Source organism: Marinobacter sp. Arc7-DN-1 (assembly GCF_003441595.1).
Lineage (GTDB): Bacteria > Pseudomonadota > Gammaproteobacteria > Pseudomonadales > Oleiphilaceae > Marinobacter > Marinobacter metalliresistant.
Genome location: NZ_CP031848.1, coordinates 2,389,469 through 2,415,274, shown reverse-complemented (window position 1 = coordinate 2,415,274; position 25,806 = coordinate 2,389,469). Strand labels below are relative to the sequence as shown.

Genomic DNA, 25,806 nt, shown 5'->3' with positions numbered 1-25,806 from the left:
TGCCTTGTTAGCTGAGTAGCACCGGCAGGCGATAAACCCAGATCTTTGGCAACCAACATGACGGCCTGCTCCGATGCCCCCTGGCACCGAAAAATCCCGATGCACTTTGATTGAAACCACCGCCAATGATGCGGTGAACGAACCTGAACTTCAGAGTAGCAGGTAAGCAAGGAACCAGGTTTCGCCGGACACCTGGTTACGGCGAACACCAACCTTTATACCAACGCCACTCGCTGATTTTCGCTACCCACTCGACGCGGATTCTGACGGCCTTGGCAAACCACCGGAATTGCCAATTTTGCTACCCGTTTGCGGCCAAGGCCCGATGGCAACCAGCCACCAAAAAAGACCAGGGCACTACCAGCTAACGCCGATGTTCAGCGGCCGGTTTGGAGGCGCAACGCGCTGGAAAACCGGTCCGGTGGAGGCCCCAGGGCCGGAACGAACTGCAACTACTTGTTATGTCTTTAAATTTTTACTGGCTTATATGGAGCTAGCAATTCTCCTAGCTTTCCCAGCTCAGACATATATTTAGACGACCACCTATTGAACTCCACCTCTAGATCACGAGTATTTTGATTCACATCGTTAGCGTCGATAATCGCTTGGGTTCTAGCGATTCCTTCTATCATCAATTTGTTAATTAACCCATCTGAAAGTCCCTCTTTGTAAAGGCCGGCGCCTAAATGCCCTACCGCTATAGCAGTTCTTATTGGTGGTACCGGATATGCACCGTCAAAAATCGTTGGCCGCCTGTCGAAAAGGCAAAAAATATAATATATAACTGATGAAGAAAATATAACTAGTTCTTCGAGAATCCGTTTTTTCCGTCCAGAAAAAACTCCGCTATTGATAGAATTCTTATATCTGGAAATTACCTCGCCTACCATCAAATATCCTGCAAAAGCATCTGCATCACATTCGAACATGTGACGAGAAAAAACTTTTCCCTCAACACTCAGGCTCGCTCCATCTGCCCACATCTCGTCGATAATTGAAGCCTCCATTTTTTTATTAAGAAAATCTAAGTGGCCTCGGTAAATGTGTCCAATTTCATGAAATGCTATGAAGCAAAATGACAAAGTGAGCGCAGCGTCTTGGAGAAACTCTAATGGCAACTGATTCAAAGATTTCATATTTACCACCATTTCATCCACCGAATTCTGTGCGATAAAATGATTGGCGAATTCTTCTGCAAGCCCAGAATTTATCCCAACAATGTACTTAGGCTTTTTTAAAGAAGGCATTTTCTTTGGTGCGCCAGGCATGGCGCGTAGCGCCTTGACGGGCGCTGTTCCGGTACAGGTGGTGCTGGCCGGATGACTTGGGGGTGCAAGTCCCCTGTGGGCCCGGTAAGGGGAACCACTAGCCGGACGGCAAGGGTGTCCATCGCGAGGTGGAATCTGAAGGAAGCCGCAGGCAAAACACTGACCTGACGAACAGAAATCGCATACGAGGCGGTCACACCGGGTAAGGCGGCCAATATCGTCAAAGCCCGATACTTGCACAGAAGGTGTGAACGTAGATGCGGCGGGTATAAGTGTGAAGGTCACGCGTCTTACCCTGGGAAGTCTGGTTTTCTGCCACCGTGCTACTCACCTCGTGAGGGGTGGGGATGGGAAGCCAGAACTCAGCAGAGGCCATAGTAGGTGTGTCACCGCACACTGAAGGGCTGAACATGGTTGACCGCAAGTAGGCGATGAGTGCTCGTGGTGTGCTTATGAAGACAGAAGCGGCCCGGATGGGTCAGGGCAATCAGGGAGGCGCCGGACGGAATCCGGCAGAGACTGGTGCCCGTGTCGAGGCAGACGCGGAGGCTCATTCGTGGACGAACGCGGAGCCGAACGCGCGGATGGAACAGGTGCTTGAGCGCCCGAACCTGATGCGTGCGTATCAGCGGGTGGTGTCCAACAAGGGCGCAGCTGGCGTCGATCAGATGCCCACAACGGCCCTGAAAGGCCACCTGCAACAGCATTGGCCAACGGTGCGTGAGCGCTTATTGGCCGGACGCTACCATCCTCAGCCCATACGCCGGGTCAGTATCCCCAAGCCGCAAGGCGGCGAACGGGTACTGGGTATTCCGACGGTACAAGATCGCCTGATTCAACAAGCCCTTCACCAAGTGCTGAGCCCGATGCTGGAACCGACCTTCTCGGATCACAGTTACGGCTTCCGGCCTGGGAGAAGTGCCCATCAGGCGGTCAAGGCGATGCAGCAGCACATCAATGAGGGCCACCGTTGGGTGGTCGATCTGGATCTGGCCCAGTTCTTTGACCGGGTCAACCACGATGTGCTGATGAGCCTGCTGGCTCGTCGCATCACCGACCGCCGGATACTGACCCTGATCCGACGTTATCTGGAAGCCGGCATGCTGGACGGTGGGGTGGTCAGCCCGAGACGGGAAGGGACGCCACAAGGCGGCCCGCTCTCGCCTCTGCTCTCCAATGTTCTTTTGACCGAACTGGACAGGGAGCTGGAGCGCCGGGGCCATCGGTTCTGCCGCTACGCGGACGACTGCAATATCTACGTTCGTAGCAAGCGAGCCGGGCACCGGATCATGGCCAGCCTCACCCACTATCTGGAAACGCACTTGCGCCTGAAGATCAACACGGAGAAAAGCGCCGTGGATCGGCCTTGGCGCCGGAGCTATCTGGGTTACAGCGTAAGCTGGCACAAACAGGTTCGGCTGAGGATTGCGCCCAAGAGCCTGAAAGCTCATCAGGCCAACCTGCGTCAGTTGCTCCGACGATCACGGGGGCGATCGCTGCTGACCACCATCCAACACCTGAATCCAGTGCTGCGAGGGTGGGCGAACTACTACCGCCTGACCGACTCAAAGCGCTCGGTAGAGGCGATGGACGGGTGGGTACGGCGACGACTCCGCCTGATCCTGTGGCGACAATGGAAGCGAGTTCACACTCGAGCTCGCAACCTGATGCGGCTTGGACTGGTGGAGGAACGGGCTTGGAAAAGCGCGACAAACGGGCGCGGGCCTTGGTGGAATAGCGGGGCATCGCATATGAATGCCGCACTCCCCAAGAAGGTCTTTAACCGCCTGTCTCTGGTAAGCTTGTTGGATACGATGACTCGGCTTCAGAGCCAGCCATGAACCGCCGTATACGGAACCGTACGTACGGTGGTGTGAGAGGACGGGGGAGGTAACTCCCCCTCCTACTCGATCAAAAGCATTGATCTCAACATTTTCTAAAACCTCGAAACAGATGGATATAGAATCAAGAGGCGGGCTAGCGGCGACTTCTGAGAGATAATTAACACCTCTAAAAATGTGATCTTGCTCATAGTGCTTAACTTCACCGTCATTGACAAGCGTTAAATCTAGAGGAAACCCCTGATATAAATGCAGTTTCACATAATCCATCATTTGACGTGAAAATAGCGGAATATCAAACCCTCTTTTCATGGAGTATTTAGGAAGTCGAAAAATATCAAAAACATTCATTAATATGCGCAGCTCACAAATTTCAGAAAATTAAATGGGAAGCTTATTTTATTGATAGAATCTAAAATTCAAAAACCTTGTTAAATGTTAGTGCCCGACTTTTTATTTATATGTCGAAACTTAAACTTAGTGATTAAAATCAAGAATAACCCGACAATGAAGAGGACGGCGCCAGGAGCTGCATTGGTAATTTTTGACTCGCCACCTAGAATATTCAGACTCCAGTCAACGTCGCCAGCCACCCCTGCGATAAACAAGAAAAACCCTCCAATCATGCAACCCAGCCCCAAAATGAGGCCAGATAATGAGTAAATCAGTTGGTACTTTGCCAATTTGATCTGGGTGTTTTTATCAGTACTGGGGTCAACCAAACACTGGAGAACATCGTCTCTTTGATTTCTTCTCATTCTGTTTTTCCTTACGGGAATAATATAGGACGATATTTGACATAACGCCAAGCTCAGCGGCGACCTTGGAATGGCGACGAAGGAGCCATGGAAAGGGCGTCCGGCGGCCATCGGCCGCGTACTGCAGCGACTGGTTAGCTGGGGGTAACTGTGAACACCGATCCCCGGCAACCAACAAGACGGCATGCTCCGCTGCCCTGGCACCGACACATGCCGATGCACCGTGATTAAAACCACCGCCGATGATGCGGTGAATGAACCTGAACTTCAAAGTAGCAGATCAGGATTCAGTTTTCGGCGGATTGCCCCACGCGGCAAACACCGACTTTTATAACAATGCCGGCGACGGATTGAACTGCCAGCAAGACGCCGATTTTGACGGCCTTGGCGAACTACCCGCATTGCCGGTTTTGCTACCAGCTTTGGGCCAAGGCCACTGGCACACAGCCACCAAAATTAGACCGAAACCCAACCAGCTAACGATATAGATAACCGTCCACCTCCCGCCAACTCTCAGGCACACCCGAACTAAGGCAGGCACGCGACCGGGCCCCTGTGGATCGGTTCATCGGCTTGTTGGACTGGTCCGCACTCGAGGTCTCAGGCTAGCCTATGGGGATTTGAAACGCCAGATTTCCGGAAGGGGCTCCGGAACAGCGGAAAGGCTCTGTGATTCCGGGTCAGTTTAAGGGCGTGGGCCTGATCCGGTCGAAACGGGCGAAGGAGAATGGCGTCGATTTTCTGCGATCTCCGGGCAACCGGCAAGACAAGCGCCCCACCGACGGCGCCTGTCATGGTGTGATTCCCTGTTATCCCTGAGTCCCGACAGCTCATGGCGGAGCCCTCGAAGGGGCAATGGGGGCCATCAGTGTCAGTTGCCGCTCACAGACCGAGCAGTGGGTCTGCTTCTGACTGTCGGGAAAACGGCCAAGATAACCTTGCCACCGAACCGGCTTCGGTTGGCGAACCGGCGCTTGCCCCACGTCCGCCCGGGCCTGGTCCAGCTTGCCCCGGCAGGCAACCGCATACAGACCATAACTGCGCACAATGTTCAGCCCCTTGCGGGGCACATGCTGCAGTAACCGCCCGGCAAATTCGCCCGTACTCAGGCGTTCCTTCCGGCACCGTTTACGTCCGCCATCCGGGTTGTCCCGGTGCGCATGGTAGCGGAACAGGACATCGTTCTGGTCGGTCCGGAACCTTGACAACTGACTCGGGCGCATCGGCCCGCCCCGCACGTAGCGGGCCAGGTATTCCACCACGCCTTCCGCGTTGTCATAACGCTCTCGAAGGTTCACATTCCAGGGCTTACGTCCCAATCGGTTAAACAGGTTGTGGCTGCTCGTCGGTGTCTCACCGTCCGGTAGCGACAACTCCCCGCAATCCACGGCGGATTTCAGCTGCGCCAGGAAGTGCCCACGATACTTGAACATGACCGCCCGGATCGGCAGAAAACAGTTCCTGACCGGCAACCGCCACAGCCCCTGATCGTCCAGACCACCCTCGGTAATGGCGCAATGAATATGGGGGTGCAACGTGAGCGACCGCCCCCAGGTGTGCAAAACGCTCAGAATGCCAGGTTGGGCCCCCAGGTACGCCGGATCGCTCAAAAAACACATCAGCGTCTCTCGCACGGACTGGAACAACCAGCGAGTCATCCGGTCGGTGTTGCGGCGCCCAGTACGGATGCAATTCGTGCGGCAGGGTAAAGATCACATGGCGATGGGGGTGATCAATCAGGCGTGACTTCTGGCCCTCCAGCCAACGCTCAAGCTGAATCCGGTTGCATTGCGGGCAACTGCGGTGGCGGCAGGAGTTGTACTAGACCCGCTGGACATGCCCCTCGGGGCAGCCCTGTATGTGACCGCCCAGTGCCGCCGTGCGGCACAGCACCATCGCCCTGGCCGCGCGATGAACATGCGGTGGCAGAGGCGTCTTCTCCGCCAGGGCCGGATACCCCCGGCCCATCACCTCTTGTAGTATCGTCTTCATCCTTGAAAACCCTACTCAGTAATCGATGATCAACAAAGATCTCAGGCGCGCTCCCCGCGCTTGCGCGGCTAGTTCAACGCTGAAGCACAGCGGCGCCCTGACAAGGGCGTCCGGTGGCCGTAGGCCACGAACTGCTGCGACTGGTTAGATGCCGGAGCTGCCCGGCAATTTATTGCGGCACCCAATGCTGAATGCCTACTCCCGATACTTTGCACCAGCGCAACCCATGGCGCTAGGAACCAGAACACTGAACAAGCGGAAACAGCCCGATGTTTACGCCGGATGGCCCCGCGACCCAAACACCGAATTGGCCGCGAAAACCGTCGCCAAACCGAGGGCTGTGTTCTGCCCGAAGACAACTGACAGCCAGTGACCAAACACCAAACCCAAGAACGCCGGAGCCAGGCATTTAACAGCTAATTATACGAACGCGTTCGTATATCACCCGTTCGTAAAACTCCACTCAAGATTTCTCAGGAAAACGCCTGATTCTCTCTCAAAAACAGAGTCTTGAGAACCATTTACCATGGCTACCGCCGGAGTTATACGCTCATTCCTGAGCCACTCCCGCTCTTGGTCATGGGCGTATAACTCCACCCATCCTGTTCCAACTTTTCAACCCTATCAGATAGTTACCTTATTTTCACACTCGGTGTTTTGGAGTTTTGCGAACGCGTTCGTATAACTGCGGCAGTCCGTTCATACCTGCAGGGTAGCCTACAAACCTGGAAGCGCCCCAAATGGCGGTTTTTGTTGCGTCGTTCATGGTGTTGGCGGGGGCTGCGGTGATAGAGTTTTCGCCTATCGTGAAAGCCTTTCGTTGGTAAAGGCGCCAAGGAAGCAAATAGTTGAAAAGGATTTCTGTGTGAAAGCATTAGTGGTTTTAATGTTCCTCTGCTCCATCCCCCTCTCCGCAAACGCGGGTGTCTACAAATGGGTGGATGCCAACGGCCAAACCCATTTCGGAGATCGCCCACCGGCCCAGGCGACATCAAGTGAAGTTGCGGTTAATGCCGCTCCGGCCAATGCGGATACGGGTGCCCGGGAACGCCATCAGAAAATGACGGAATTTCTGGAGCAGCAGCAGGCGGAACGCAAGGCGCGGCGGGCGGCTGATGCCAAGGCTAAGGAGAAAGCGGAGAAGCGTGCCGATGTTTGCCGAAAACTTCGGGCGCGTCTCAAGTATCTGGCCAGCGTCTCAACTTTTTATGACCTCAACGATCAGGGTGAGAGGGTCTTCGTGAGTGAGGCCGAGAATACCCGTATTCGTGAGGATTTCCGGGAGAAGGTGAGGAGCACCTGCGGAAACGAATAACGACCTGTTGATCATTATGGCCGGAACGGAATATCTGGCCCAGTAGAGCAAAGGAGCTGCCATGCTTTCCCGATTGTTTTGTACCGTGCTTCTGGTGCTGCCTTCCTTCTTGCCTTCCCCCGTGGCCTGGGCGGAACCACCAAAGCTCACACTCGCCAATGTCTATCAAAAAGGCATGCCGCTTGAGGGCTACTGGGTCAGTGAAAAGCTCGACGGGGTGCGAGCCTACTGGACCGGTGAGCGCTTTCTTTCCCGTGGTGGTCACGAGTATCGGGCGCCCGGGTGGTTTACCAAAGGGTTTCCGGCGCATCCCCTGGATGGCGAGCTCTGGATGGGGCGTGGCCGTTTTGCGGAATTATCGGGGGCGGTGCGTCAGGTGGTTCCGGTAGCTGCCCAGTGGCGGCAGGTTCGCTTCATGGTATTTGATCTTCCGGATCAGGAGGCTACTTTCGATCAGCGTCTGGCCCGGCTGAGGGCATTGGTCGATAGGGTCGGATCACCCTATATGGTGCTTGTGGAGCAGCAGCGGGCGAGCACCCATGAGAAGTTGATGCGGCGTCTGGAAGAGGTGGTAGACAGCGGGGCAGAGGGGTTAATGCTGCACCTGGGGGCCAGTGGTTACCGAAGCGGTCGCTCGAATGACCTGCTGAAAGTGAAGCCGTACCAGGATGCCGAAGCGGTGGTGGTTCGTCACCTGCCGGGCAGTGGCAAATACGAGGGCATGATGGGGTCACTGCTGGTCGAGCTCGAAAATGGCCGGCAGTTCCGGATTGGTTCCGGGTTCAGCGATACCGAGAGGGCGTCCCCACCAGAGCCCGGAATCACGATCACATTCAAGTATTATGGTCTTACGGCCACTGGTCTGCCCCGTTTTGCCAGTTTTCTGCGAGTCCGCAATGACGAACCGATGGATTAAGTTACAGTAACGCGCGCTCGAATATACTGTGCTAATTCTCAGGCCGGTTTTAACCCGCTTCAGGCAGACCCCCCAGTAGGGTGAGTTCAGGTAATTGAGAGACAGCTTTCGGTTCTGAGGGGCGCAAGGCGCAGCCCGAAGGCTGCGCCTGATACTCCCTCCGTTACTGGAGGTTCTCCAGCTCACCAAACTGGTCAGCAAACAGGGCTGAGGAAAGATAGCGTTCTGCCGAATCCGGCAATACCACGACGATGTTCTTGCCTTTGTGCTCCGGCTGCTTGCTCACCCGGACCGCCGCGACAACGGCGGCACCGCAGGAAATGCCGCAGAGAATGCCTTCCTCCTGCATCAGCCGGTGGGCCATGTCCATGGACTCCTCATTGGAAACGGTTTCCACCTGGTCAACCAGTTCCAGGTCCAGATTCTTGGGTACAAAGCCGGCGCCAATGCCCTGAATCTTGTGGGGCGCAGGTTTGGGATCTTCCCCATTCATCACCTGGGTGATGACCGGTGAATCCGTGGGCTCGACGGCGACGGTGGTGATCTTCTTGCCACGGGTGTCCTTGATGTAGCGGGACACACCGGTCAGCGTGCCGCCGGTACCGACACCGGCCACGAAGATGTCCACCTCACCGTCCGTGTCATTCCAGATCTCCGGGCCGGTAGTGTCTTCGTGAATCCGTGGGTTGGCAGGGTTCTGGAACTGCTGGGGCAGGAAATGGTTGTCCGGGTCGGAGGCGAAAATCTCTTCCGCCCTGGCGATGGCGCCCGGCATGCCTTTGGCTGGTTCTGTAAGCACCAGTTCCGCCCCCAGGGCCTTCAGGACCTTCCGGCGTTCCAGGCTCATGGAGGCGGGCATGGTCAGGATCAGTTTGTAGCCGCGGGCAGCAGCCACGAACGCCAGTGCGATGCCGGTGTTGCCGCTGGTGGGCTCCACGATGGTCATGCCCGGTTTGAGGGTGCCCCGTTTTTCGGCGTCCCAGATCATGGCCGAGCCGATCCGGCACTTAACGGAGTAGGCCGGGTTACGGCCCTCAATCTTGGCCCAGATGGTGGCGCCGTCATTGACCCGGTTCAGTTTTACCAGCGGGGTGTTGCCGATGGAGAGTGAGTTGTCCTCGTAAATACGTGCCATGGTTTTCTCCTTATCCTTGTTTTGTGTCAATCTTACCACCACTCAGGAACTGACCGCTCGCGCCTCCAGCCGGTTCCGACCATTTTCTTTGGCCTGGTACAGGGCCTGGTCGGCCTGTCTGAGAAATTCCGCCGGTGAGTCATCCGGCCCCGGAATACCGGTCGCCAGACCAATGCTGATGGTCAGCTTGATATCGTTGCCATCGCAAATACTGCAGGCATTTGCGACAGCCTCCCGGAAACGCTCCAGGCGGTTACGTATTTCATTCCTGTCCTCGTAGCTGGCAAAAATGACGAATTCCTCGCCCCCAAAACGCGAGAGCCTGTCTGTTTCCCGCCGGAAGTGTTCGCGCATGGTATTTGCCAGAGTTTTCAGGCAAAGATCTCCGGCTTCGTGGCCATAACTGTCGTTGATTTTTTTGAAATGATCCGCGTCTATCATTGCGACCGCAAAGCCTGAATTGTGGCGCTGACACCACTGGAAGCTCTTGCGGAACTCCTGGTCAAAGTAGCTTCGGTTGCCTAATTGCGTCAGGTCGTCCGTTACGCTTAGACGTGCGAGCCTCTCATTGGCATCGGTCAGGTCTTTATTGAGGCGGTTGAGTTTCCGGTTCCAGTGAACCAGCAGAGCGGTAATCAGCACGCCAGCGACCAGCAGTTGCCAGGTCAGGGTGTAGTCCACGGATTGCTTGAGCCGTAAGTTCCGCCACTGCCGTTCAAGGTCTTTCCGCTCCTGGGCGGTGAGGCTGGAAACCAGCTTTTGCATGATGCCCAGAACAACAGGCTCGTCCTTTCTCGTTGCCACGGAGAGTGACCAGTCTGCGGGAACTCTGCCAATTACTTTCAGATCGGCAAGGCCAAGTTCCTGCATGTAGTAGCTGGCAGTTGCCAGCGTTGTGATGTAGCCGTCCAGCTCATTGCTTTGCAGTTTCCTTAGCCCGTCTTGTTCGTTCCCGACTTCGATAAGATTGAGAGAGGGGTAGCGGTTCTGCAAAAGCTCCGCGAACGCGTAATCCTCGACAACGCCAATCCTCTGGCCCCGCAGATCTCCCACGCGCTCGATGAAGGGGGCTTCAATCCGGCCAAGAACAACAGTCGGCACCTCAAGGTACGGCTCGGTAAAATTCAGGAATCGGGACCGTTCAGGGGTCTTCATTGCCATCGTGAAGATATCGCACTTGCCTTGTCTGGCGGCTCTCATGGATTCTTTCCAGCTGTCTGTGCGAACCAGCTCAAACCGCACAGGTGCACGTTTTGAGAACAAGCGGGCCACCTCGGCGGACAATCCGGTATGGTTGCCTTCGGCGTCTATGCCTTCAAGTGGAAACCAGTGTGGATCAACACACATGTTTAACTGACTGTTATGGGCTTCCAGCCAGGCCAGCTCTATTGCATTCAGAGTCACCTCACCCGTTTCAGCTACCTGCCGGTCAACGCTGGCTCCCAGCCAACGGCTCTCGATCGCATGCATCTCTTCAGCGCTGATGGCTGACAGTGCCTGATCAAGAATGTCGGCCAGCGGGGCGAGTCCGGGCCTTACCCCGAAACGGAGATCTTCGCCAGCCTGGCCCTCCAGCATCAGTTCACCCGCGATTCGTACTCCGGGGATACCCAGCTCCCGTATCCAGAAATTGCCATTGGGCAAAGCGGCGAGAACCACATCGACCTCGTCTCTGGCCAGGGCCTGGAACATGGCGTCCTGCGTTGTGAATATCCTCGCATTGTCACCCAATGCAGCTCTGACGGGTTTTTCGTAATAGATGCCGGAACCCAGCGCTACGCGTTGCCCCCTGAGGTCGTCAAGTGTCTCCAGTCTCAGGGACGGGTCATGGGTAAAGGCAACATTGGGAATCGTGTGGTAAGGCTGGGTAAAGCGAGTGAAGGTCTGACGTTCGGGTCTGAAAGACATGTTGGCCAGAAGATCAATTTCGCCGTCACGGAACAACGGTAACAATTCGATCCACTGCCCTTCGACTGGAATCACCTGCAATCCGGTCAGGTCCGATATGCGGTTAAGCACATCAATACTCAAACCGTGAATACGGGTGCCGCTTTCAAAACTGTAAGGGGCATAATCCCGCATTAAACCTACGCGAACCGGACCGGTTTCCGAAATAAACCGGCGTTGTTCCGGGGTCAGGGTAAATTCTGTGACTTTGTTGAGGTTGTTGCCGCCGAATTCCCGCCAGCGCTCAAGCAACTCCTGTATTCGCGGTTGTGGAATCTGTTGCAGGCCACGACTGATCTTTTGAAAGAGGTCCTGGTTGGTTTTCAGAACTCCAATGCGGAAATCCTCGTTAGAGAGCTCTCCGAAGGGGGCCGCACCGGCGATCTCGAGAAAGCCGAATCCAGCTTGGCTAGCGTAGTACTGGAGAGTCAGCCTTGGACCGACAATAACATCCACCCAGCCAAATGCGAGTGCCCGGATAAGGCTGTATAGAGAGTCGTAGGTAGTGATGGAAATACCCTGACCTGCCAGGGCATCGCGATAATAAACGTCACGTACCAAACCTACTCGACTGCCTTTGAGGTCCTCTATCGTGCTGATCTTTCCGATCGGTGTCTGGGTATTGTGCATCAGGAAGGTCTGACGCAGGTGGTACGGCTCAGTAAACAGGACTTTTTCAGCGTGATCCGGATGGAACGAAATTCCGTCGATAACATCAAGCTCTCCGCGCAGGAACGCATCGTAGATCTCCGGCCAACTGCCAGCTCGGAAGACGAAGTTCAGACCGGACTGCCTGGCGACCTCCCGGAGAACATCGACGGAAAAACCGGAGGCCCCCGGACCGTCATCAAAGGAATAGGGTTTGTTATCACCGACAATGCCGACAGTTATCGTTTCGTTCGACTGCTCTGCCGTTGCCAGCGGCGATGCGGGCAGCAGACACAGAACCCAGAAGAGAGCAACGGCCACGCTCAAAAACCGATGTTGGAGGAAAGTGGCATGACTATTCATTGGCGTGCCGGCGGTCCGTTACAGCTACCTTATCAGTGTAGTCATAACCACTGGCCTTGCCTAATGCCTCAGGCGCCGACCGGGCGACCGGTGTAATCGGAGAAATCCGGTTTTTTCGGCTGGTGCTGGTCGTCAGTCATGTAGGCAGAAGTCAGGATGAATTCCGCCGTTGCCCGGTTACAGGCCACGGGAATGTTCCAGAGTGCCGCGATCCTTAGCAGGGCCTTGATGTCGGGGTCATGGGGCTGGGGTTCGAGGGGGTCCCAGAAAAACACCAGCAGATCGATTTCGCCCTCGGCAATCTTGGCGCCGATTTGCTGATCTCCCCCTAACGGGCCACTGAGCAGGCAATGAATGTCGTCCCGCTCCAGATTGTCCCGCAACAGCCGGCCGGTGGTGCCGGTGGCATAGAGTTTCAGCGGAGCAAAGCGGGTGCGGTTGTCCGCGACCCAGTCCACCAGTTCCTTTTTCTTGTTGTCGTGTGCCACCAGGGCAACGGATTTTACGGCCATTTGGGGTAAAGTCTCCTTTTCAACCGGTTATAAACAGAGTGTTCAGTGTTTCACAGGCTGACACGGGACGGAATAGGAAAGAGGTGTATGTCCGGAACTGTATCTATAGACTGGCAAACCACGCCGGCGGCGGTCTGGCGCCGTCACCGCTCCGGTCTGCGGGCGATTCGCCGGCTCGATCCGGTGCAATGGCAGGATCTCGCCGGCATCCGCCGGCAGCAACAGGCACTGGCCCGCAATACTGAGCGTTTTCTCGCCGGTGAGCCTTCCAACAACGCTTTGCTTTGGGGCTCCCGGGGCACGGGCAAGTCGTCTCTGATCAAGGCGCTGCTGAATCGCTACCAGGAGCGCGGGCTGCGGATGATTGAGGTGGACAAGGATGATCTGGTGAATCTGCCGGAAATCGTCGATGACATCTGCGATTTGCCGTTCCGGTTCGTGATCTTTTGCGATGATCTGTCGTTTGATGTCGGCGAGACTGGCTACAAGGCCCTGAAAAGTGTGCTGGAGGGCTCCCTGGAATTGCCGCCGGAGAATGTGCGGGTGTATGCCACCTCCAATCGCCGGCACCTGATGCCGGAGTTCATGTCTGACAACCTCAAAAGCGAGATGCGCGACGGTGAAGTACACCCGGCGGAAGCCATCGAGGAGCAGGTGTCGCTGGCGGATCGCTTCGGCCTGCAGCTGTCGTTCTACGCGTTTTCTCAGGAGATCTACCTGCAAGCGGTGGATGCCCTGTTTCCGGAGGTGGCCGACAGGGAGAGCCTGCACCGGGAGGCCATCCGTTTCGCCACCGCCAAGGGTGTCCGCAATGGCCGCACGGCCCAGCAGTTTTACCGGCAGTTTGCCGGAGAGGCGGGCGCCGGCAGTTAGCAGCCTGTCAGCCTTAAGTCCGACAGGCTGCTGGTGTCGGCTACTGCTGTTTCGCCATTTTGATGAAGTGATGGTGAACCATCCGGACGCCAAGGAACACCAGGGTCATGACCACGGGAATGGCGACGCCGAGAATCAGTGTTTTGTTGACGGCGAAGCCTGCCTCGTAAATCGAATCCAGGCCAAACTTGAGCAGCCCGATCAGGTAGTAGGTAATGGCCACCACCGAGAAACCTTCCACGGTGTGTTGCATCATCAGCTGGATCCTGGAGCGTCGGTCCATGGAACTGAGCAGTTGCTGGTTCTGGCTCTGAATGGCCAGTTCCACCCGGGTCCGCATCATGTCCGAGGCCCGGTCCACCCGGCGTGACAGGTCTTCCAGGCGTTCGCTGACCGCTTCGCAGGTTTTTACCGCCGGTGTCAGCCGGCGGGTCATGAATTCGGTGAGGGTCAGGTGGCCGGACAGTTCGTCCTCCCGCAGTTCCTCCAGTCGGGTCAGCACCAGCCGATGATAGGCGCGGGTGGCGGAGAAACGGAAGGTGGAGTGGGCCCGGAAGGCCTCAATGCGGGCGGCGATATTGGTCAGTTGGGCGAGCAGCTTTTCTTCATCGACTTCCTGGTTCTCGGCAAGAGACTGGGTGATCACCGCCAGCTTTTCGTCCATATCATTCAGGGATGGGGTGATTTTCCGGGCTACCGGCAACGCCAGCAGCGACATCAGGCGATAGGTCTCAATCTCCATCAGCCGCTGGGTGAGGCGCCCGAGTTGGCTGTCGGACATGTGGTGGTTCATCACCATGAATCGCCCAAACCCGTCGCTGTGCAGCCTGAAGGTGCCCCACACCCGGGCGGCGCCTTCCTGGGGGCTGCTGCCGACCAGGCGCATGCCTTCAAAGTGTTTGCGGACATAGTCCAGATCCCCCTCGGTTCCGTCCGCGGCCGGTCGTATTTCCAGGTGAAAGGCGGCGATCACGGTGCCGGACAACTGCTCCAGCCAGCCTTCCGGAAGCGGTGTAATGCCAGCTTCGGTGAAGGGGGCCTTGTTGCTGGCGGCCAGATTGATGAAGGTGTAGGAGGCAAACTCCATGTGCATTTCACGGCGTACCCGGAGGGAACCGAACGTGTGCTCAAAACAGCCTGTTTCGTGCTCCGGCACCGGCTGGCCCAGCACCCGGTGCAGCTCCTGCAGGTGCCGGAACTGCTGCTGGCGCTGTTCCGGGGTGGTCAGCACCGCCATCTGGGTGACCCGTGCCGGAGTTGGCAGCACCTGGAAGGGACGCGAGTGCAGCTCGTTATAGAGTTCGTTGCGAAGTGGATGAATGTCGAGGGAGTCCAGTCGTGCGCTCACGGCGGTGCAGTCCTGTTTCAAGAATGGATGGCGGGGATAATAACGCGGAAGCATACACCGTCAATGCCACCTTGGGTGCGGTTCAGTGCGTCCACACGGCCACCATGGTAGTCGGCAATCAGGCTGACAATGAGCAGGCCCTGGCCCAGGTGGCCCTGTTCCTGCCCTTCCCGCAGTGATACGAAGGGGCTGAAGATGTCTGTGGCGGGGCTTTCCGGCAGGGCGGAGCCCTCGTTGAAAACCGACAGGCAGAGGCCATCGGTTGTGGCTTCCAGTCCGACTTCAATCAGCCCTTTTTCCGGTGTGAAATCCCGGGCATTGTCCACCAGTTTGTCGAGCAGCTGCACCATCAGCTCCGGCGAACCGGTCATCTGCAGGCCCGCTTCCGGACCGGAATAACGGATTCGATGGCCGCTATCCAGTGCCTGGTAGGCGGCGGTGGCCTGGGTTGCGACCTCGGCCAGGTCAAATGGTTCCTTGTCGGCGTGGTCCAGGCTCTGTTCCAGCCGGGCGGCTTCACTCATGCCATGGAGTATCTGCCGGAGACGTTCGGTGGCCGAGGCTGCCCGCTCAATGTATTGCCTGCGCTCGGCCTCAGAATCGCAATGGCTGAGGTTTTCCAGTGACGAGCGCACCACGGCAACCGGTGTTTTCAGTTCATGGGAGAGGCGCCGGGAAAAACTTTCCAGGTAGCGGTTGTAACCATGGAGGCGATCCACCATCAGGCTGAAATGCCTTTGCAACTGGCCCAGTTCATCCTTCGCACGGGAGTCCGGCACCGTACCCGTTATCCGCCCATCCTCGTCAATACTGGCGCTGACCGCCCGTTGCAGCCGGGTAATGCGCCACGACAGCCAGCTGGCGTAGCCGAGCAGCACCAGTGTCAGGGCCACGATAATGAGGGTGCTGCGGGCAATGACTGAGCCGAGCGTAGAGCCGGACAGCGTCAGGAGCTGATCCAGGGACTGTTCCAGGATCAGTGTGCGGCCACCGAACACCGGCCGGGTGGTCAGTAGCCAGACGCTGTCATCCTCGTGGCGAACCAGGCCTTCGCCGGGGAGTGTGTCGGTGTCTATCCGGTTTCTGCCGGTCTGGATGGCCGTTGGCTCCGGTTGGTAAAAGCGCACCAGCGCCCGGAGTGCGTTGAGACTGATCTGTTCCATCACCTGAAGCGGGCTGAGGGTGTTGAATTTCGGACCTGGCGGGGTAGAAGCGGCACTCTGCCTCGCAATAACCCAGCCTGCCGGTTCCACCAGACGGGCGCGCTGGCCCCGGTTCAGCTGCGGTTCAAGTTGCCGTTCAAGGGCCAGGTTACGGCTGACCAGTACCGGCAGCGGGTCGGTCGGGGTTGAGACCGCCATTTCCCGGTTCCCGCTCCCTCGCTCTCCCCAAAGGGCCGCAAAACCAAGCCGACTGCGGCCCTTGGGCATGGGTAACCTCAGCTCGAGTTGCCAGCCATCGCCCGCACCTTGCCAGAAGCTGGAAACCCGGTAGTCCGGTTTCAGGGTGGCCCCGATCAGGCCATAAACCTGCCCTGGTGCTGGTGTGCGGATCAGCCAGGAAAGTGCTGACTGGTCAGGCGAAACGCTTTGGATGTCGGGCTTCAGCCACAGTCTGAGCCGGTCGTGGGGCTGGTCCGGATTACCGGGGTTGAAGAACACCGGCTGGCGTGGAGTGACACGGACCAGCAGGTACAGGTTTTGCTGGTCGGTGGCGGCCTGCCAATGCAGGGTTGGCAGGCCGGAGCCGGAAGCGTTGCTGCTCTGCCAATTCCGGAGTGGGTTTTCTTCGTCATAGCCCGGCCAGTCGTCGCCATAGCCGTCCAGGTTGATGGTACCGGTGAGAGGTTCAACGTAAATCGCGGGTTCACCAGAGGCCACTGCGGGCATGCCGATCATCAGATCGCCGGCGGTCTCGGCCAGCCGTTCGGCCTGTTCCCGGAGGTGTTGCCGGGCCTGTTGTCGCAGGGCATCGTCCAGCTCCAGGACAAACTGCAGACCTGCCCAGGGAATCAGCAGCATCAGCAGGCTGGCAACGAGCAGCTGGCGCTTCAGGTTCAAGGCTCAGACCTCACGGGCATTCCAGCGATAGCCCATGCCGTAGGCGGTCTGGATGCCATCGAAGGTTTCATCCAGCTGCAGGAACTTGCGCCGGATGCGTTTGATGTGGGAGGTCACGGTATTGTCGTCCAGCACCGTGCTGGCGGCTTCCATCAGCTGTTCCCGGCTGCGGACGTGGCCCGGGTGCTGAACCAGTGAATACAGCATCCAGAATTCGGTCACGGTCAGGTCGATGGGTGCATCGTTCCAGGCGACGGTCATGCGATCCACGTTGAGGGCGAGTTGGCCCCGTTGCAGAACTTCGTCCGGCTTCTGTAGGGCTTCGGCCCAGGCATCGGCCCGGCGCAGCAAGGCGGTAACCCGGGCCAGCAGGTGGTCCAGGCTCATGTCTTTGGTGACGTAATCGTCGGCGCCCAGGCGCAGGCCGTGCACCGAATCGATGTCGCTGTCCCTGGCGGTCAGGAAGATGATGGGCAGGGTTTGCGAAAGTGAGCGCAGGTCCTGGCACAGGGCAAAGCCGCCTTCCGGCTCGTCTCCCAGGCCGACATCAATAATGGCCAGATCCGGCAGCGATTGTCGCAGCACCTGCCAGGCCGATGCCCGGTCGCCATGGGCAGATACCCGGTAGCCGCGGCGCTCGAAAGCGGCGCGGTAGTTGTCGCGGATGGCGGGTTCGTCCTCAATCAGAACAAGGTGTTTCTTCATGGTGTCGGCTGTTTCCCCTGGCCGGTGAGTATCTATTTAACCACGGCAGGTATTGATGACAAGGGCGGAGGGCGTTGTTGCCATAATTCATCATTTTTTGTGGCCGGTTTGTCGCATTCTGCCATGGGAGTTCCTTTCCGGATTGCTGAAATGGGGGTGTTTCGCTCAGTCATGCAGTCAAAAGGATTCCGCCATGATGCTTTCTAACTCCCTTTTACGGTTTTACTCCCCCGTTTTCGGAAAGAGCCGCGCACTTGCCTCAGTTTTTACGCGCTTTCAGAAACTTAACTCCAGGCGTGTTTGGGAGGGGGTAAGCCTCTGGTTCGCTGTCTTGCTGATGCTGTTTGTGCATCCTCTTTATGCCGAGGCGAATGTAACAGACAACGTCGGCCAGCTTCACTTTGTCGATGGCCAGGGTCAGTGGCAGGAACCGGCGCTGGTGCTGGGCAGTGAGTTTGATATCCGGGTCAGCGGGTTGATTGCCGACACCCGGCTGGTGCGCAGTTTCCGGAACACCAGTGACCAGTGGCGGGAGGGGGTGTTTGTGTTTCCGTTGCCGGAGAAGGCCAGTGTGTATGGCCTGACGATGAAGGTGGGGGAGCGGACGATTGAGGGCAAGGTGCAACCGAAGGAGATGGCCCGGCGAACCTATGAGAAAGCGAAACAGGCCGGGCAGCATGCGGCGAATGTTGAGCAGCAGCGCCCGAATCTGTTCACCGCCCGGGTGGCCAATATTCCGCCGGGGGAGACGGTGTCGGTGGAGCTGAATTATCAGCAGCCGGTGGGGTATCAGGCCGGGGTGTTTGAGCTGAGTCTTCCCACCACGCTGACGCCCCGTTATATGCCCGGAACACCCATCCGGGCTTCAACGGATCAGTGGCAGGGTGGCTGGGCTTTGCCTACGACCGAGGTGGCGGATGCCGATGCCATTAGCCCCTTTACCGTCAAGCCGGCCGATGTGGCAGGGGACAGCCACCGGGCGTCGATTGAGTTGTTGATTGATGCCGGACTGCCGCTGGAGGAGGTTTCCAGTCCGTCCCACCAGTTGACAACCAGCCAGGCCAGCCAGGATGGCCTGGCGGTCACGGTGCGGCCCGCTGAGGGCAGTATTCTGATGGATCGGGATTTTGTGGTGCGCTGGCGGCCGCGGGCGGGCCGGGAGCCTTCTGCGGCGGTATTTCATCAGTCATGGCAGGGAGAGGATTATCTGCTGGCTATGCTGGTGCCGGGTCAAATCGGCAAACGCGTTCTGCCCAGGGAGCTGGTGTTCGTGATCGACACGTCCGGGTCCATGGCCGGGGAGTCCATCCGCCAGGCCCGCAGTGCCTTGCAGGCGGGTCTGCAAACCCTGACACCCCGGGACAGGTTCAATGTGATCCGGTTCAACAGCCAGACCCACGCCCTGTTCATGCAGCCGGAGGTCGCCACCGGCAATAACCTTGCCCGTGCCCGTCAGTATGTGGCTCGCCTGAGGGCCGATGGTGGCACCGAAATGGCACCGGCGCTGTCGCTGGCTTTGCAGGATCGCGAGGGCAGGGAAGAGGAGTCACCACGGGTACGCCAGGTGATTTTTATCACCGATGGTGCGGTGGGCGATGAAGCCGGCCTGTTTCGTCAGATCCGTCAGCAGCTGGGTGACCAGCGGTTGTTTACGGTGGGCATCGGTTCGGCCCCGAACCGGCACTTCATGCGGGAAGCCGCTCGCTGGGGCCGGGGTACCTATACCGCGATTCACTCGGCGTCGGATCTGAGCGGGCCTCTGCAAGCGCTGTTCTCGGCCATGGAAGCACCGGTTCTGACGGATATCCAGGTGCAGTGGCCTGGCCAGGAGGCGGGTGTTGAGAGTTTTCCCCGACGCGCCGGCGATCTGTTTCAGGGCGAACCGCTGATTCACGTGGCGCGTGGTGTTTCGGCCATGGGAGAACTCAAGGTGTCGGGTCGTTTGCCGGGTGGCGAGGACTGGCGGAAAACCCTGGATCTGCAGCAGGCAGCACCGGGAACCGGGCTATATCGCCTTTGGGCCAGAGAGAAAATCGATAGTCTGCAGGATGAGGCCAGGGTATCCGGCCAGGAGCCTGACAAAGCGGCTATTACGAAGCTGGCGGTCGCTCATGGATTGATGTCGGCCTACACCAGTTTTGTGGCAGTGGATACAACCCCGGTTCGGGATGCGGGAACGCCATTGGCCCCGGACAACCTGCCCACGTTGTTGCCGGCGGGGAGCGAGGCGGGAATGCTCCGGTATCCGCAAACCGCAACCGCCGCGCCCGTGCTGATCGCCCTTGGACTTGTCGGGCTGATGTTCGCCGTCGCGATTGTGCTGCTGCAGAGGAGGGCGTTTCCGTGACCAGGCTGCTGCTGTTGCTGATGACCAGCTCTGCTACCTTGCTGGTATTCGGGTTGTGGATTCCGCTCAAGGCGGTGCTGGCCCAGGAAATGCTTGAGGTTGCCTGGGCAGAGAGCCAGGCCCGGCAGACGGAATCACGGCCCTGGCCCTGGGCGGACACCTGGCCGGTTGCCCGCCTGGCCATACCGGAGCTGAACGATTCGATGATCGTTCTGGCCGACACTCACGGCGAGAGCCTGGCGTTCGGGCCCGGCCGGCTGGCCGGCGACGACGATGGCAACGGGGCGGTGATTATTGCCGGGCACCGGGACACCCATTTTCGTGGCCTCAATGTGCTGGAGACCGGCAACGAAATCAGGCTTCAGGGCCGCAATGGCCGGTGGCGCAGTTACCGTGTCGAAAACACGCGTGTGGTGGACAGCCGTTCAGAGCTGATTGACACCCAGCGGTTACCGGGTGGCACCCTGTTGCTGGTGACCTGCTATCCGTTCAACAGTGTCGATGCGGGTGGCCCCCTCAGGTACGTGGTGCGGGCGCGAGCCGCCGGGATCACGGCCCCCCGGGAACAAATTGACACTGTCACCAGGATATAAGGTTGGCGTACACTTGTGCGCCATAATTTGGTTGCAGAGTTGTGTTACATGGGCGTTATCAGAAAATTCCTGGCGTGGTTGAGCGTGCCGGTCATCTGTCTGTTTGCGATGGTGCTGTATGTTGCCCGGCCATTCAACCCGGACAACAACCGTTTGCTGGGCTGGGCTGTGGCCCGGGTGGGCAGGGCACTTCTTGGCATGGAAAGGCCCCTCGAAGGGCGCGAGAACATACCGACAGGCCGGCCCACCGTGGTCATCGCCAACCACCAGCACAATGACGATCTGTTCGTGATAGGCGATCTGCTGCCACCGCGCACGGTGACTGTTGGCAAATCCGCACTGGTCTGGGTGCCTTTCTTTGGCCAGGTGTTCTGGCTCGGCGGCAACGTTATCCTCAACCGGGGCCGGTCCCACAAAGCCGTTGCCGTCATGCAGGCCACCGCCAGCGCCATCGCGGGAGACCGGAAAAGCCTCTGGGTGTTCCCGGAAGGAACCCGTAGCCGGGGCCGCGGACTCCAGAAATTCAAGAAAGGTGCCTTTCACGCCGCTGTCGCATCCGGGGCCCCCATCACCATGGTATGCATCCAGCAGTACCGTGATAAGGCCATTGGCTGGCGCGGCCGGCGTGAGTCGGTCGCCGTCCGGGTTCTGCCTCCGGTAGAGACGGAAGGCCTGACCATCGGGGATATTCCCGAGCTGACGGCGCGCTGTCACCGGCAAATGGCGGAAGCCATTGCCACCCTCTGATCCGGCCACCGGAAGTGCTTGAAGCACCAGCGGAAACAGGGCAGTCTTTGCGGGAATAATCGTTTCGTTCAACGACCCTCAGGGAGAGGCAAGAGATGAATCTGATTCTGTTTCTGATTATTGGTGGTGTCGCCGGCTGGCTGGCCGGACTTATCATGAAAGGCCGGGGCTTTGGTGTTCTGGCCAATATCGGTATTGGTATTGTTGGCTCGTTCCTCGGCGGCTTTGTGTTTCGCCTGCTGGGGCTGGCGGCCCAGGGTGCCGTCGGTGAGTTGGTGACGGCAACCGTTGGCGCAATCCTGCTGCTGGCCATCGTTAGCGCAATCAAGAAGGCCTGAGCATGATCGTACCCGTAACCGGAGTGTTTGCCGCAGTTATTGGTATTCTTCTGCTGGTATTGTCGGCCCGGGTTGTCAGGTTCCGCCTGAAATACCGCAAGGGACTTGGCGTTGCTGATGACCGGGATTTCGAGGCCGCGGTGCGGGCTCATGCCAACCTGATTGAGTATGCCCCCCTGGGTTTGATCATGCTGGCTATTGCAGAGCTCAACGGTGTGGCCAGTGGGTTGATCTACTGGACAGGTATGGCGCTGGTCGTCGGCCGCCTTCTCCATGCCTGGGGCATGATCAATGGCCGCGGTGGACTCCATAAGGCCCGGATGATCGGCATTCTGCTGACCTGGTTGGCCATACTGGTTGCTGCGGTATTATTGCTGTGGAATGTCTGGCAGGTTTACGGCTGAAGCTACGGTCACTGGCAGGAACGGCGGAGCGACAGAGGCGGAGTTACAGAGAAGGAGGCGAGGCCCCCTTCTTTTCGTTCGAGAGGCTGCTAGAGAGCCTGCGCCACATCCAGGGTCAGGTATTCCAGTTCAACGCGTCGATTGGCCGCATGGTCTTCCGGGGTTGCCAGTGGGCGACCCGCGCCCCAATGGGCCACCAGAATCCGGTGCTCTGGGACGCCTTCCCGCACCAGGGTTTTTGCCACCGCGTTTGCTCTCAACCGGGACAGGAACCGGTTGTAGTCTTCCGGGCCAAAGTTGTCCGAGTGGCCATGGACCCTGATACTGACTGAAGGATGCTGCCTGAGGTAGGCGGCATGCTGTTTCAGGAACGCCAGGTCTTCACTGTCCAGAGAGTGCTTGTTGAAGCCGTAATGAAACTTCATCCGGTGTGGTCGCCTGCTCCCGGCCTCAAAGGCCGCAGGGGTGAAGCCGGCTGCAATCGCTGCTTTGGCAATCAGCTCCGGGTTGTCCAATACGAGTATGGTCATCTGAAGAATCCTTGTTTCGGGTATCCGGTTTTTCTTGTTATTCCTGTTCACTATTGGCGGGAGCAGGAATAACGGCAATTGGCGAATGGTCGATAAGGGAGTGTGCACATTTCCGGTATTGACCCGGGGCGACCTTTACACCGGATTCCATTTGAACGCGAAAAGAAGGCGTGGCTGTGGTAAAAAACACACTTTCCGGGACAGATTATGATGAATTGTGACCGCCCATGCTGATTATCCCCGCCGAAAACGCGATCAACTGGAAGCGCCCGCCCTGGGTCACCCTGGGTCTGATGATGGCGAGCCTGCTGGTTTTCCTGTTCTACCAGGGCGGCGACAGCCGCAAGCTTGAACTGGCGGTTGAGCAATATCTGGATGCCGAGCTCCACGTTCTGGAAGCACCGGCGTACGAGGATTATCTGCAACGCCAGATCCGGTTCGAAGGTGAGCAGAGCCGGATTTACGAACTCCAGCGGTTCCAGCAACTCCGGGAGGCAAACGAGAACGTCTGGCTGGCGGCCAACCTGTTGCTGGACCGGGAGTTCCACCAATACTTGCTGCGCAACCAGGATGTGATCTGGGCGCAGGCTGAGCGGGCCTACTGGCAGGAGCAGCGCAGTGCCATTGAGCTGAATTACCTCCAGAAGCTGAGTGCCAACCAGCTCGGGCTGGTACCTGCTGATCTGTCACTCCATACCCTGATTACCTACCAGTTCCTGCATGGGGGCTGGGGCCATATCATCGGTAACCTGGTGTTCCTGTTTCTGCTGGGCTTCACGGTTGAGAAGGCTCTGGGGCCGGGTAAGTTTCTGCTTGCCTACCTGATGTGTGGCGCCCTGTCCGGCCTGGTGTTCACTGCGTTCTCCACCGGCAGCTACGTTCCTCTGGTGGGAGCATCCGGCTCAATATCCGGGCTGATGGGCATGTACGTGGCCATTTACGGCTTGCGGAAAATCCGGTTCTTCTACTTCCTGGGTGTTTATTTCAACTATTTCCGGGCGCCGGCCATCGCCATACTGCCGGTCTGGCTGGGCAAGGAAATCTACGATTACTGGTTTGCCGGTGCCACGGGGATCGCCTACATGGCCCACGCCGGCGGCCTGATCGCCGGCGCGAGCCTGGTCTGGCTGCTGGGCAAAAGCTGGCTGCAGGTGCGCGAGGAATTCTTCGAGCCCAAAGAAGAGGAACAGGACGCCCGCTTCACCACCAGCTATGCCCAGGCCATGGCCAGCCTCGGCCGAATGGAGTTTGATCTGGCCCGCCGCCAGTTCGAAGCCTTGCGTGAGCATTATCCGGAGCGGCCCATCCTGCTGGAACATCTCTACCACCTGGCCAAACTCCGGCCAGACCTGCCGCAATACCGCGACCGTGCCAGGGAGCTGATGAATGATGCCCTTGGCCGTCGCCAGCCGGAGCAGACGATTGCCATCTGGCAGGAGTATCTGGCTAAAGGGGAACCTCACCATCCATTAACGGCGGAAGATCATAACCGGGTGCTGTTCAGCAGCCTGAAACAGCATGATCTCAAAGCAGCGGAGAAAGCCTTTGAACGGCTCAGAAGCACCGGTGACGAACTGCTCACTACTGAAGCCTGCCGGCTACTGGCTGAAGAATTTGAGAAACGCCAGATGACGCCCAAGGCCCGCCACTATCAGCAGATTCTGGAAGCCGCGCATTTTTGAGGACTTATCCGCAGATATTAATCATCACGAGCGATTGAGAGGTTAAAACAAGTACCACCATGTGGGTAGGTTGTTATTATTTATAGGTATTTTGGTCTGTTATATGCCGTTTACCGGGTGGTCAGAGCTCTCGGCTGACTTTCATCAAGGTTGGTACGGTTTGAAGCGCCCTAGACTCGCACAGCTTCATCCGCTTCTGTTTGTCAGCAACCCGTTAGCCAGCACACAAGGTACAATACCGATGAAAAAACGATCACTGCTCTTCAGTTCGCGCGCCCGGAAACTGTCGCTGCCGGTTTTGCCGCTCGGCATTTTATTGGTCTCGACAGCGACTCCGGTGGCGTCGCAAAGCATTACCGATGCGCTGACCTCTGGCACAGCGTCGGCTGATATTCGTTATCGCTACGAGTTTGTCGACCAGGACAACCCGCTTGATAATGCCCAAGCCTCCACCATCCGCACACGCCTGGGTTACCGCACTGCTCAGTATCAGGGGTTCGAGTTATTCATGGAGGCTGAGAACGTCACTGCGGTAGGTGATGAGAACTACAACAGCACCGTCAACGGCACCGTTGACCACTCGGTGGTGGCCGACCCTACAGAAACCGAGGTCAACCAGGCCTACCTGCGCTATCGCGGTCTGGCGGATACGACCTTGACCTACGGCCGTCAGCGTCTTGCGCTGGACAACCATCGCTTTATCGGCAACGTTGGCTGGCGTCAGAATGAGCAGACCTTTGACGGGTTCACCGCCATTAACACCTCGCTTCGGGATACACGGATAACCGCAGGCTATTTGTATAATGCCAATCGAATTTTTTCAGATGCGAGTCCGGTGGGTGATTTCCGCATGCGTGCTCCGGTGCTCAATGTTCAGTATGAGGGGCTGGCAGCAGGCACGGTGACGGGTTACGGCTACCTGCTGGACTTTACCGATTTACCCTCTTTGTCTACGCAGACCCTTGGCTTGCGTTTCGATGGAGGAACGGCCATTACCGAGGGGGTTAAGGCCGTTTACACACTTGAGTATGCGCGCCAGAGCGACTACGGGGACAATCCCCAAAGTTTTGATGTGGACTACTGGCTCCTGGACGCAGGACTAGCAGCCTTGGGAGTGACGTTTAAGGCGGGTGTGGAAACCCTCGGCTCCGATGACGGCAATGCGTTCCAGACACCGTTGGCGACGCTTCACGCCATGAACGGCTGGACCGATCAGTTCCTGGTAACCCCGGTGGACGGCCTGCAGGATATCCATGCGTCCGTTGCGACCTCGGTCAACGGGGTCAAGCTGATGGTGGTCTATCGGGACTTCAGTAGTGATAGGAATAGTGTTGATTATGGCAGCGAACTCGGTCTTCGGGCGACGTATGCCATTGATGAGAACCGCAGTGTGGGCGCCAAGTTCGCCAGTTTCTCGGCCGATGACTTTGGTGTCGATACGGACAAGGCCTGGTTGTGGGCTGGAGTGAAGTTCTGATCCGCCA

The 25,806-nt window shown here is 57.9% G+C and carries 23 protein-coding genes and 1 pseudogene; 12 read left to right on the top strand and 12 right to left on the bottom strand.

Annotation, left to right across the window (positions count from 1 at the left end; all coding sequences use genetic code 11):
- Positions 1-467: 467 nt before the first annotated feature.
- Positions 468-1,268, bottom strand: coding sequence for a hypothetical protein (locus D0851_RS11295; RefSeq protein ID WP_162893721.1), 801 nt, complete (start codon positions 1,266-1,268; stop codon positions 468-470).
- A gap of 452 nt (positions 1,269-1,720) precedes the next feature.
- On the opposite strand from D0851_RS11295, the gene ltrA reads away from it, so the two are divergent.
- Entirely contained in the window at positions 1,721-3,109 is a 1,389-nt protein-coding gene (gene ltrA / locus D0851_RS11290) for a group II intron reverse transcriptase/maturase (RefSeq protein ID WP_117620288.1), read from the top strand.
- Between the two features lie 431 nt (positions 3,110-3,540).
- Here the strand turns inward: ltrA and D0851_RS11285 are convergent, their stop codons facing one another.
- Complete coding sequence (locus D0851_RS11285; RefSeq protein WP_117618745.1) at positions 3,541-3,867, bottom strand: hypothetical protein; 327 nt, start codon at positions 3,865-3,867, stop codon at positions 3,541-3,543.
- A 254-nt stretch (positions 3,868-4,121) separates the two neighbouring features.
- Between D0851_RS11285 and D0851_RS11280 the strand changes: the two genes are divergently transcribed.
- On the top strand, positions 4,122-4,355 hold the full coding sequence (locus D0851_RS11280; RefSeq protein ID WP_117618744.1) for a hypothetical protein: 234 nt from the start codon (positions 4,122-4,124) through the stop codon (positions 4,353-4,355).
- A 342-nt stretch (positions 4,356-4,697) separates the two neighbouring features.
- Here the strand turns inward: D0851_RS11280 and D0851_RS11275 are convergent, their stop codons facing one another.
- The 3 genes and pseudogenes from D0851_RS11275 to D0851_RS20205 all read right to left on the bottom strand — a co-directional run bounded on the left by D0851_RS11275 (position 4,698) and on the right by D0851_RS20205 (position 5,859).
- Complete coding sequence (locus tag D0851_RS11275) at positions 4,698-5,486, bottom strand: transposase (protein WP_162893720.1); 789 nt, start codon at positions 5,484-5,486, stop codon at positions 4,698-4,700.
- A gap of 94 nt (positions 5,487-5,580) precedes the next feature.
- Positions 5,581-5,676 (bottom strand): annotated as a pseudogene (locus tag D0851_RS21070) (transposase zinc-binding domain-containing protein); the annotation flags it as partial.
- Positions 5,677-5,688: 12 nt separating this feature from the next.
- Positions 5,689-5,859 carry a transposase zinc-binding domain-containing protein gene (locus D0851_RS20205; protein ID WP_162893719.1) on the bottom strand — a complete coding sequence of 57 codons (171 nt, stop codon included), beginning with the start codon at positions 5,857-5,859 and terminating at the stop codon, positions 5,689-5,691.
- Positions 5,860-6,724: 865 nt separating this feature from the next.
- On the opposite strand from D0851_RS20205, the gene D0851_RS11265 reads away from it, so the two are divergent.
- Together D0851_RS11265 and D0851_RS11260 are read left to right on the top strand one after the other, a co-directional pair.
- The gene (locus tag D0851_RS11265) at positions 6,725-7,174 is read left to right on the top strand and encodes a DUF4124 domain-containing protein (RefSeq protein WP_227539267.1); all 450 of its coding nucleotides are present in this window, start codon (positions 6,725-6,727) and stop codon (positions 7,172-7,174) included.
- Between the two features lie 61 nt (positions 7,175-7,235).
- Complete coding sequence (locus D0851_RS11260; RefSeq protein WP_117618741.1) at positions 7,236-8,090, top strand: DNA ligase; 855 nt, start codon at positions 7,236-7,238, stop codon at positions 8,088-8,090.
- Between the two features lie 163 nt (positions 8,091-8,253).
- Here D0851_RS11260 and cysK read toward each other — a convergent pair whose 3' ends face one another.
- From cysK to D0851_RS11245, 3 genes are all read right to left on the bottom strand, one after another.
- Positions 8,254-9,225, bottom strand: a complete 972-nt coding sequence (gene cysK, locus D0851_RS11255) for a cysteine synthase A (RefSeq protein ID WP_117618740.1) — start codon at positions 9,223-9,225, stop codon at positions 8,254-8,256.
- 42 nt (positions 9,226-9,267) lie between these two features.
- Positions 9,268-12,141 (bottom strand): transporter substrate-binding domain-containing protein, encoded by a 2,874-nt coding sequence (locus D0851_RS11250; protein WP_227539266.1) that lies wholly within the window; start codon positions 12,139-12,141, stop codon positions 9,268-9,270.
- 110 nt (positions 12,142-12,251) lie between these two features.
- On the bottom strand, positions 12,252-12,695 hold the full coding sequence (locus tag D0851_RS11245) for a methylglyoxal synthase (RefSeq protein WP_117618738.1): 444 nt from the start codon (positions 12,693-12,695) through the stop codon (positions 12,252-12,254).
- An 87-nt stretch (positions 12,696-12,782) separates the two neighbouring features.
- Between D0851_RS11245 and D0851_RS11240 the strand changes: the two genes are divergently transcribed.
- Positions 12,783-13,568, top strand: a complete 786-nt coding sequence (locus D0851_RS11240; RefSeq protein ID WP_117618737.1) for an ATP-binding protein — start codon at positions 12,783-12,785, stop codon at positions 13,566-13,568.
- A gap of 40 nt (positions 13,569-13,608) precedes the next feature.
- Here D0851_RS11240 and D0851_RS11235 read toward each other — a convergent pair whose 3' ends face one another.
- The 3 genes from D0851_RS11235 to pdsR are packed head-to-tail and all read right to left on the bottom strand — an operon-like array spanning position 13,609 to position 17,681.
- Entirely contained in the window at positions 13,609-14,916 is a 1,308-nt protein-coding gene (locus D0851_RS11235; protein ID WP_117618736.1) for a DUF3422 family protein, read from the bottom strand.
- A 17-nt stretch (positions 14,917-14,933) separates the two neighbouring features.
- A complete protein-coding gene (locus tag D0851_RS11230; protein ID WP_117618735.1) occupies positions 14,934-16,976 on the bottom strand; it encodes an ATP-binding protein in 2,043 nt (680 codons plus the stop codon).
- A 3-nt stretch (positions 16,977-16,979) separates the two neighbouring features.
- Entirely contained in the window at positions 16,980-17,681 is a 702-nt protein-coding gene (gene pdsR / locus D0851_RS11225) for a proteobacterial dedicated sortase system response regulator (RefSeq protein WP_117618734.1), read from the bottom strand.
- Between the two features lie 337 nt (positions 17,682-18,018).
- Between pdsR and D0851_RS11220 the strand changes: the two genes are divergently transcribed.
- From D0851_RS11220 to D0851_RS11200, 5 genes are all read left to right on the top strand, one after another.
- The gene (locus D0851_RS11220) at positions 18,019-20,028 is read left to right on the top strand and encodes a marine proteobacterial sortase target protein (protein WP_227539539.1); all 2,010 of its coding nucleotides are present in this window, start codon (positions 18,019-18,021) and stop codon (positions 20,026-20,028) included.
- Entirely contained in the window at positions 20,025-20,621 is a 597-nt protein-coding gene (locus tag D0851_RS11215; protein ID WP_117618733.1) for a class GN sortase, read from the top strand. Before D0851_RS11220 ends, D0851_RS11215 begins: the two co-directional genes overlap by 4 nt.
- Positions 20,622-20,669: 48 nt before the next feature.
- Positions 20,670-21,368 carry a lysophospholipid acyltransferase family protein gene (locus tag D0851_RS11210; protein WP_117620370.1) on the top strand — a complete coding sequence of 233 codons (699 nt, stop codon included), beginning with the start codon at positions 20,670-20,672 and terminating at the stop codon, positions 21,366-21,368.
- Positions 21,369-21,463: 95 nt separating this feature from the next.
- The gene (locus D0851_RS11205; protein ID WP_117618732.1) at positions 21,464-21,706 is read left to right on the top strand and encodes a GlsB/YeaQ/YmgE family stress response membrane protein; all 243 of its coding nucleotides are present in this window, start codon (positions 21,464-21,466) and stop codon (positions 21,704-21,706) included.
- Between the two features lie 2 nt (positions 21,707-21,708).
- The gene (locus D0851_RS11200) at positions 21,709-22,110 is read left to right on the top strand and encodes an MAPEG family protein (protein WP_117618731.1); all 402 of its coding nucleotides are present in this window, start codon (positions 21,709-21,711) and stop codon (positions 22,108-22,110) included.
- An 89-nt stretch (positions 22,111-22,199) separates the two neighbouring features.
- Here the strand turns inward: D0851_RS11200 and D0851_RS11195 are convergent, their stop codons facing one another.
- Positions 22,200-22,640: an OmpA family protein gene (locus D0851_RS11195; RefSeq protein WP_117618730.1), complete on the bottom strand. Its 441-nt coding sequence runs from the start codon at positions 22,638-22,640 to the stop codon at positions 22,200-22,202.
- A gap of 227 nt (positions 22,641-22,867) precedes the next feature.
- Between D0851_RS11195 and D0851_RS11190 the strand changes: the two genes are divergently transcribed.
- Positions 22,868-24,322: a rhomboid family intramembrane serine protease gene (locus tag D0851_RS11190; protein WP_117618729.1), complete on the top strand. Its 1,455-nt coding sequence runs from the start codon at positions 22,868-22,870 to the stop codon at positions 24,320-24,322.
- A 241-nt stretch (positions 24,323-24,563) separates the two neighbouring features.
- Positions 24,564-25,799, top strand: a complete 1,236-nt coding sequence (locus D0851_RS11185; RefSeq protein ID WP_227539265.1) for an alginate export family protein — start codon at positions 24,564-24,566, stop codon at positions 25,797-25,799.
- The last annotated feature ends 7 nt before the right edge of the window (positions 25,800-25,806 follow it).

What these genes read in the sequence shown, in the direction of transcription:
- D0851_RS11220 (WP_227539539.1), top strand. Translation starts at nt 18,019, where the DNA reads ATGCTGTTTGTGCATCCTCTTTATGCCGAGGCGAATGTAACAGACAAC.
- D0851_RS11240 (WP_117618737.1), top strand. Translation starts at nt 12,783, where the DNA reads ATGTCCGGAACTGTATCTATAGACTGGCAAACCACGCCGGCGGCGGTC.
- D0851_RS11195 (WP_117618730.1), bottom strand. Translation starts at nt 22,640, where the DNA reads ATGACCATACTCGTATTGGACAACCCGGAGCTGATTGCCAAAGCAGCG.
- D0851_RS11185 (WP_227539265.1), top strand. Translation starts at nt 24,564, where the DNA reads ATGAAAAAACGATCACTGCTCTTCAGTTCGCGCGCCCGGAAACTGTCG.
- D0851_RS20205 (WP_162893719.1), bottom strand. Translation starts at nt 5,859, where the DNA reads ATGAAGACGATACTACAAGAGGTGATGGGCCGGGGGTATCCGGCCCTG.
- D0851_RS11280 (WP_117618744.1), top strand. Translation starts at nt 4,122, where the DNA reads ATGAACCTGAACTTCAAAGTAGCAGATCAGGATTCAGTTTTCGGCGGA.
- D0851_RS11245 (WP_117618738.1), bottom strand. Translation starts at nt 12,695, where the DNA reads ATGGCCGTAAAATCCGTTGCCCTGGTGGCACACGACAACAAGAAAAAG.
- pdsR (WP_117618734.1), bottom strand. Translation starts at nt 17,681, where the DNA reads ATGAAGAAACACCTTGTTCTGATTGAGGACGAACCCGCCATCCGCGAC.
- D0851_RS11260 (WP_117618741.1), top strand. Translation starts at nt 7,236, where the DNA reads ATGCTTTCCCGATTGTTTTGTACCGTGCTTCTGGTGCTGCCTTCCTTC.
- cysK (WP_117618740.1), bottom strand. Translation starts at nt 9,225, where the DNA reads ATGGCACGTATTTACGAGGACAACTCACTCTCCATCGGCAACACCCCG.
- ltrA (WP_117620288.1), top strand. Translation starts at nt 1,721, where the DNA reads ATGAAGACAGAAGCGGCCCGGATGGGTCAGGGCAATCAGGGAGGCGCC.
- D0851_RS11190 (WP_117618729.1), top strand. Translation starts at nt 22,868, where the DNA reads ATGCTGATTATCCCCGCCGAAAACGCGATCAACTGGAAGCGCCCGCCC.
- D0851_RS11295 (WP_162893721.1), bottom strand. Translation starts at nt 1,268, where the DNA reads ATGCCTGGCGCACCAAAGAAAATGCCTTCTTTAAAAAAGCCTAAGTAC.
- D0851_RS11210 (WP_117620370.1), top strand. Translation starts at nt 20,670, where the DNA reads ATGGGCGTTATCAGAAAATTCCTGGCGTGGTTGAGCGTGCCGGTCATC.
- D0851_RS11200 (WP_117618731.1), top strand. Translation starts at nt 21,709, where the DNA reads ATGATCGTACCCGTAACCGGAGTGTTTGCCGCAGTTATTGGTATTCTT.
- D0851_RS11205 (WP_117618732.1), top strand. Translation starts at nt 21,464, where the DNA reads ATGAATCTGATTCTGTTTCTGATTATTGGTGGTGTCGCCGGCTGGCTG.
- D0851_RS11285 (WP_117618745.1), bottom strand. Translation starts at nt 3,867, where the DNA reads ATGAGAAGAAATCAAAGAGACGATGTTCTCCAGTGTTTGGTTGACCCC.
- D0851_RS11275 (WP_162893720.1), bottom strand. Translation starts at nt 5,486, where the DNA reads ATGTGTTTTTTGAGCGATCCGGCGTACCTGGGGGCCCAACCTGGCATT.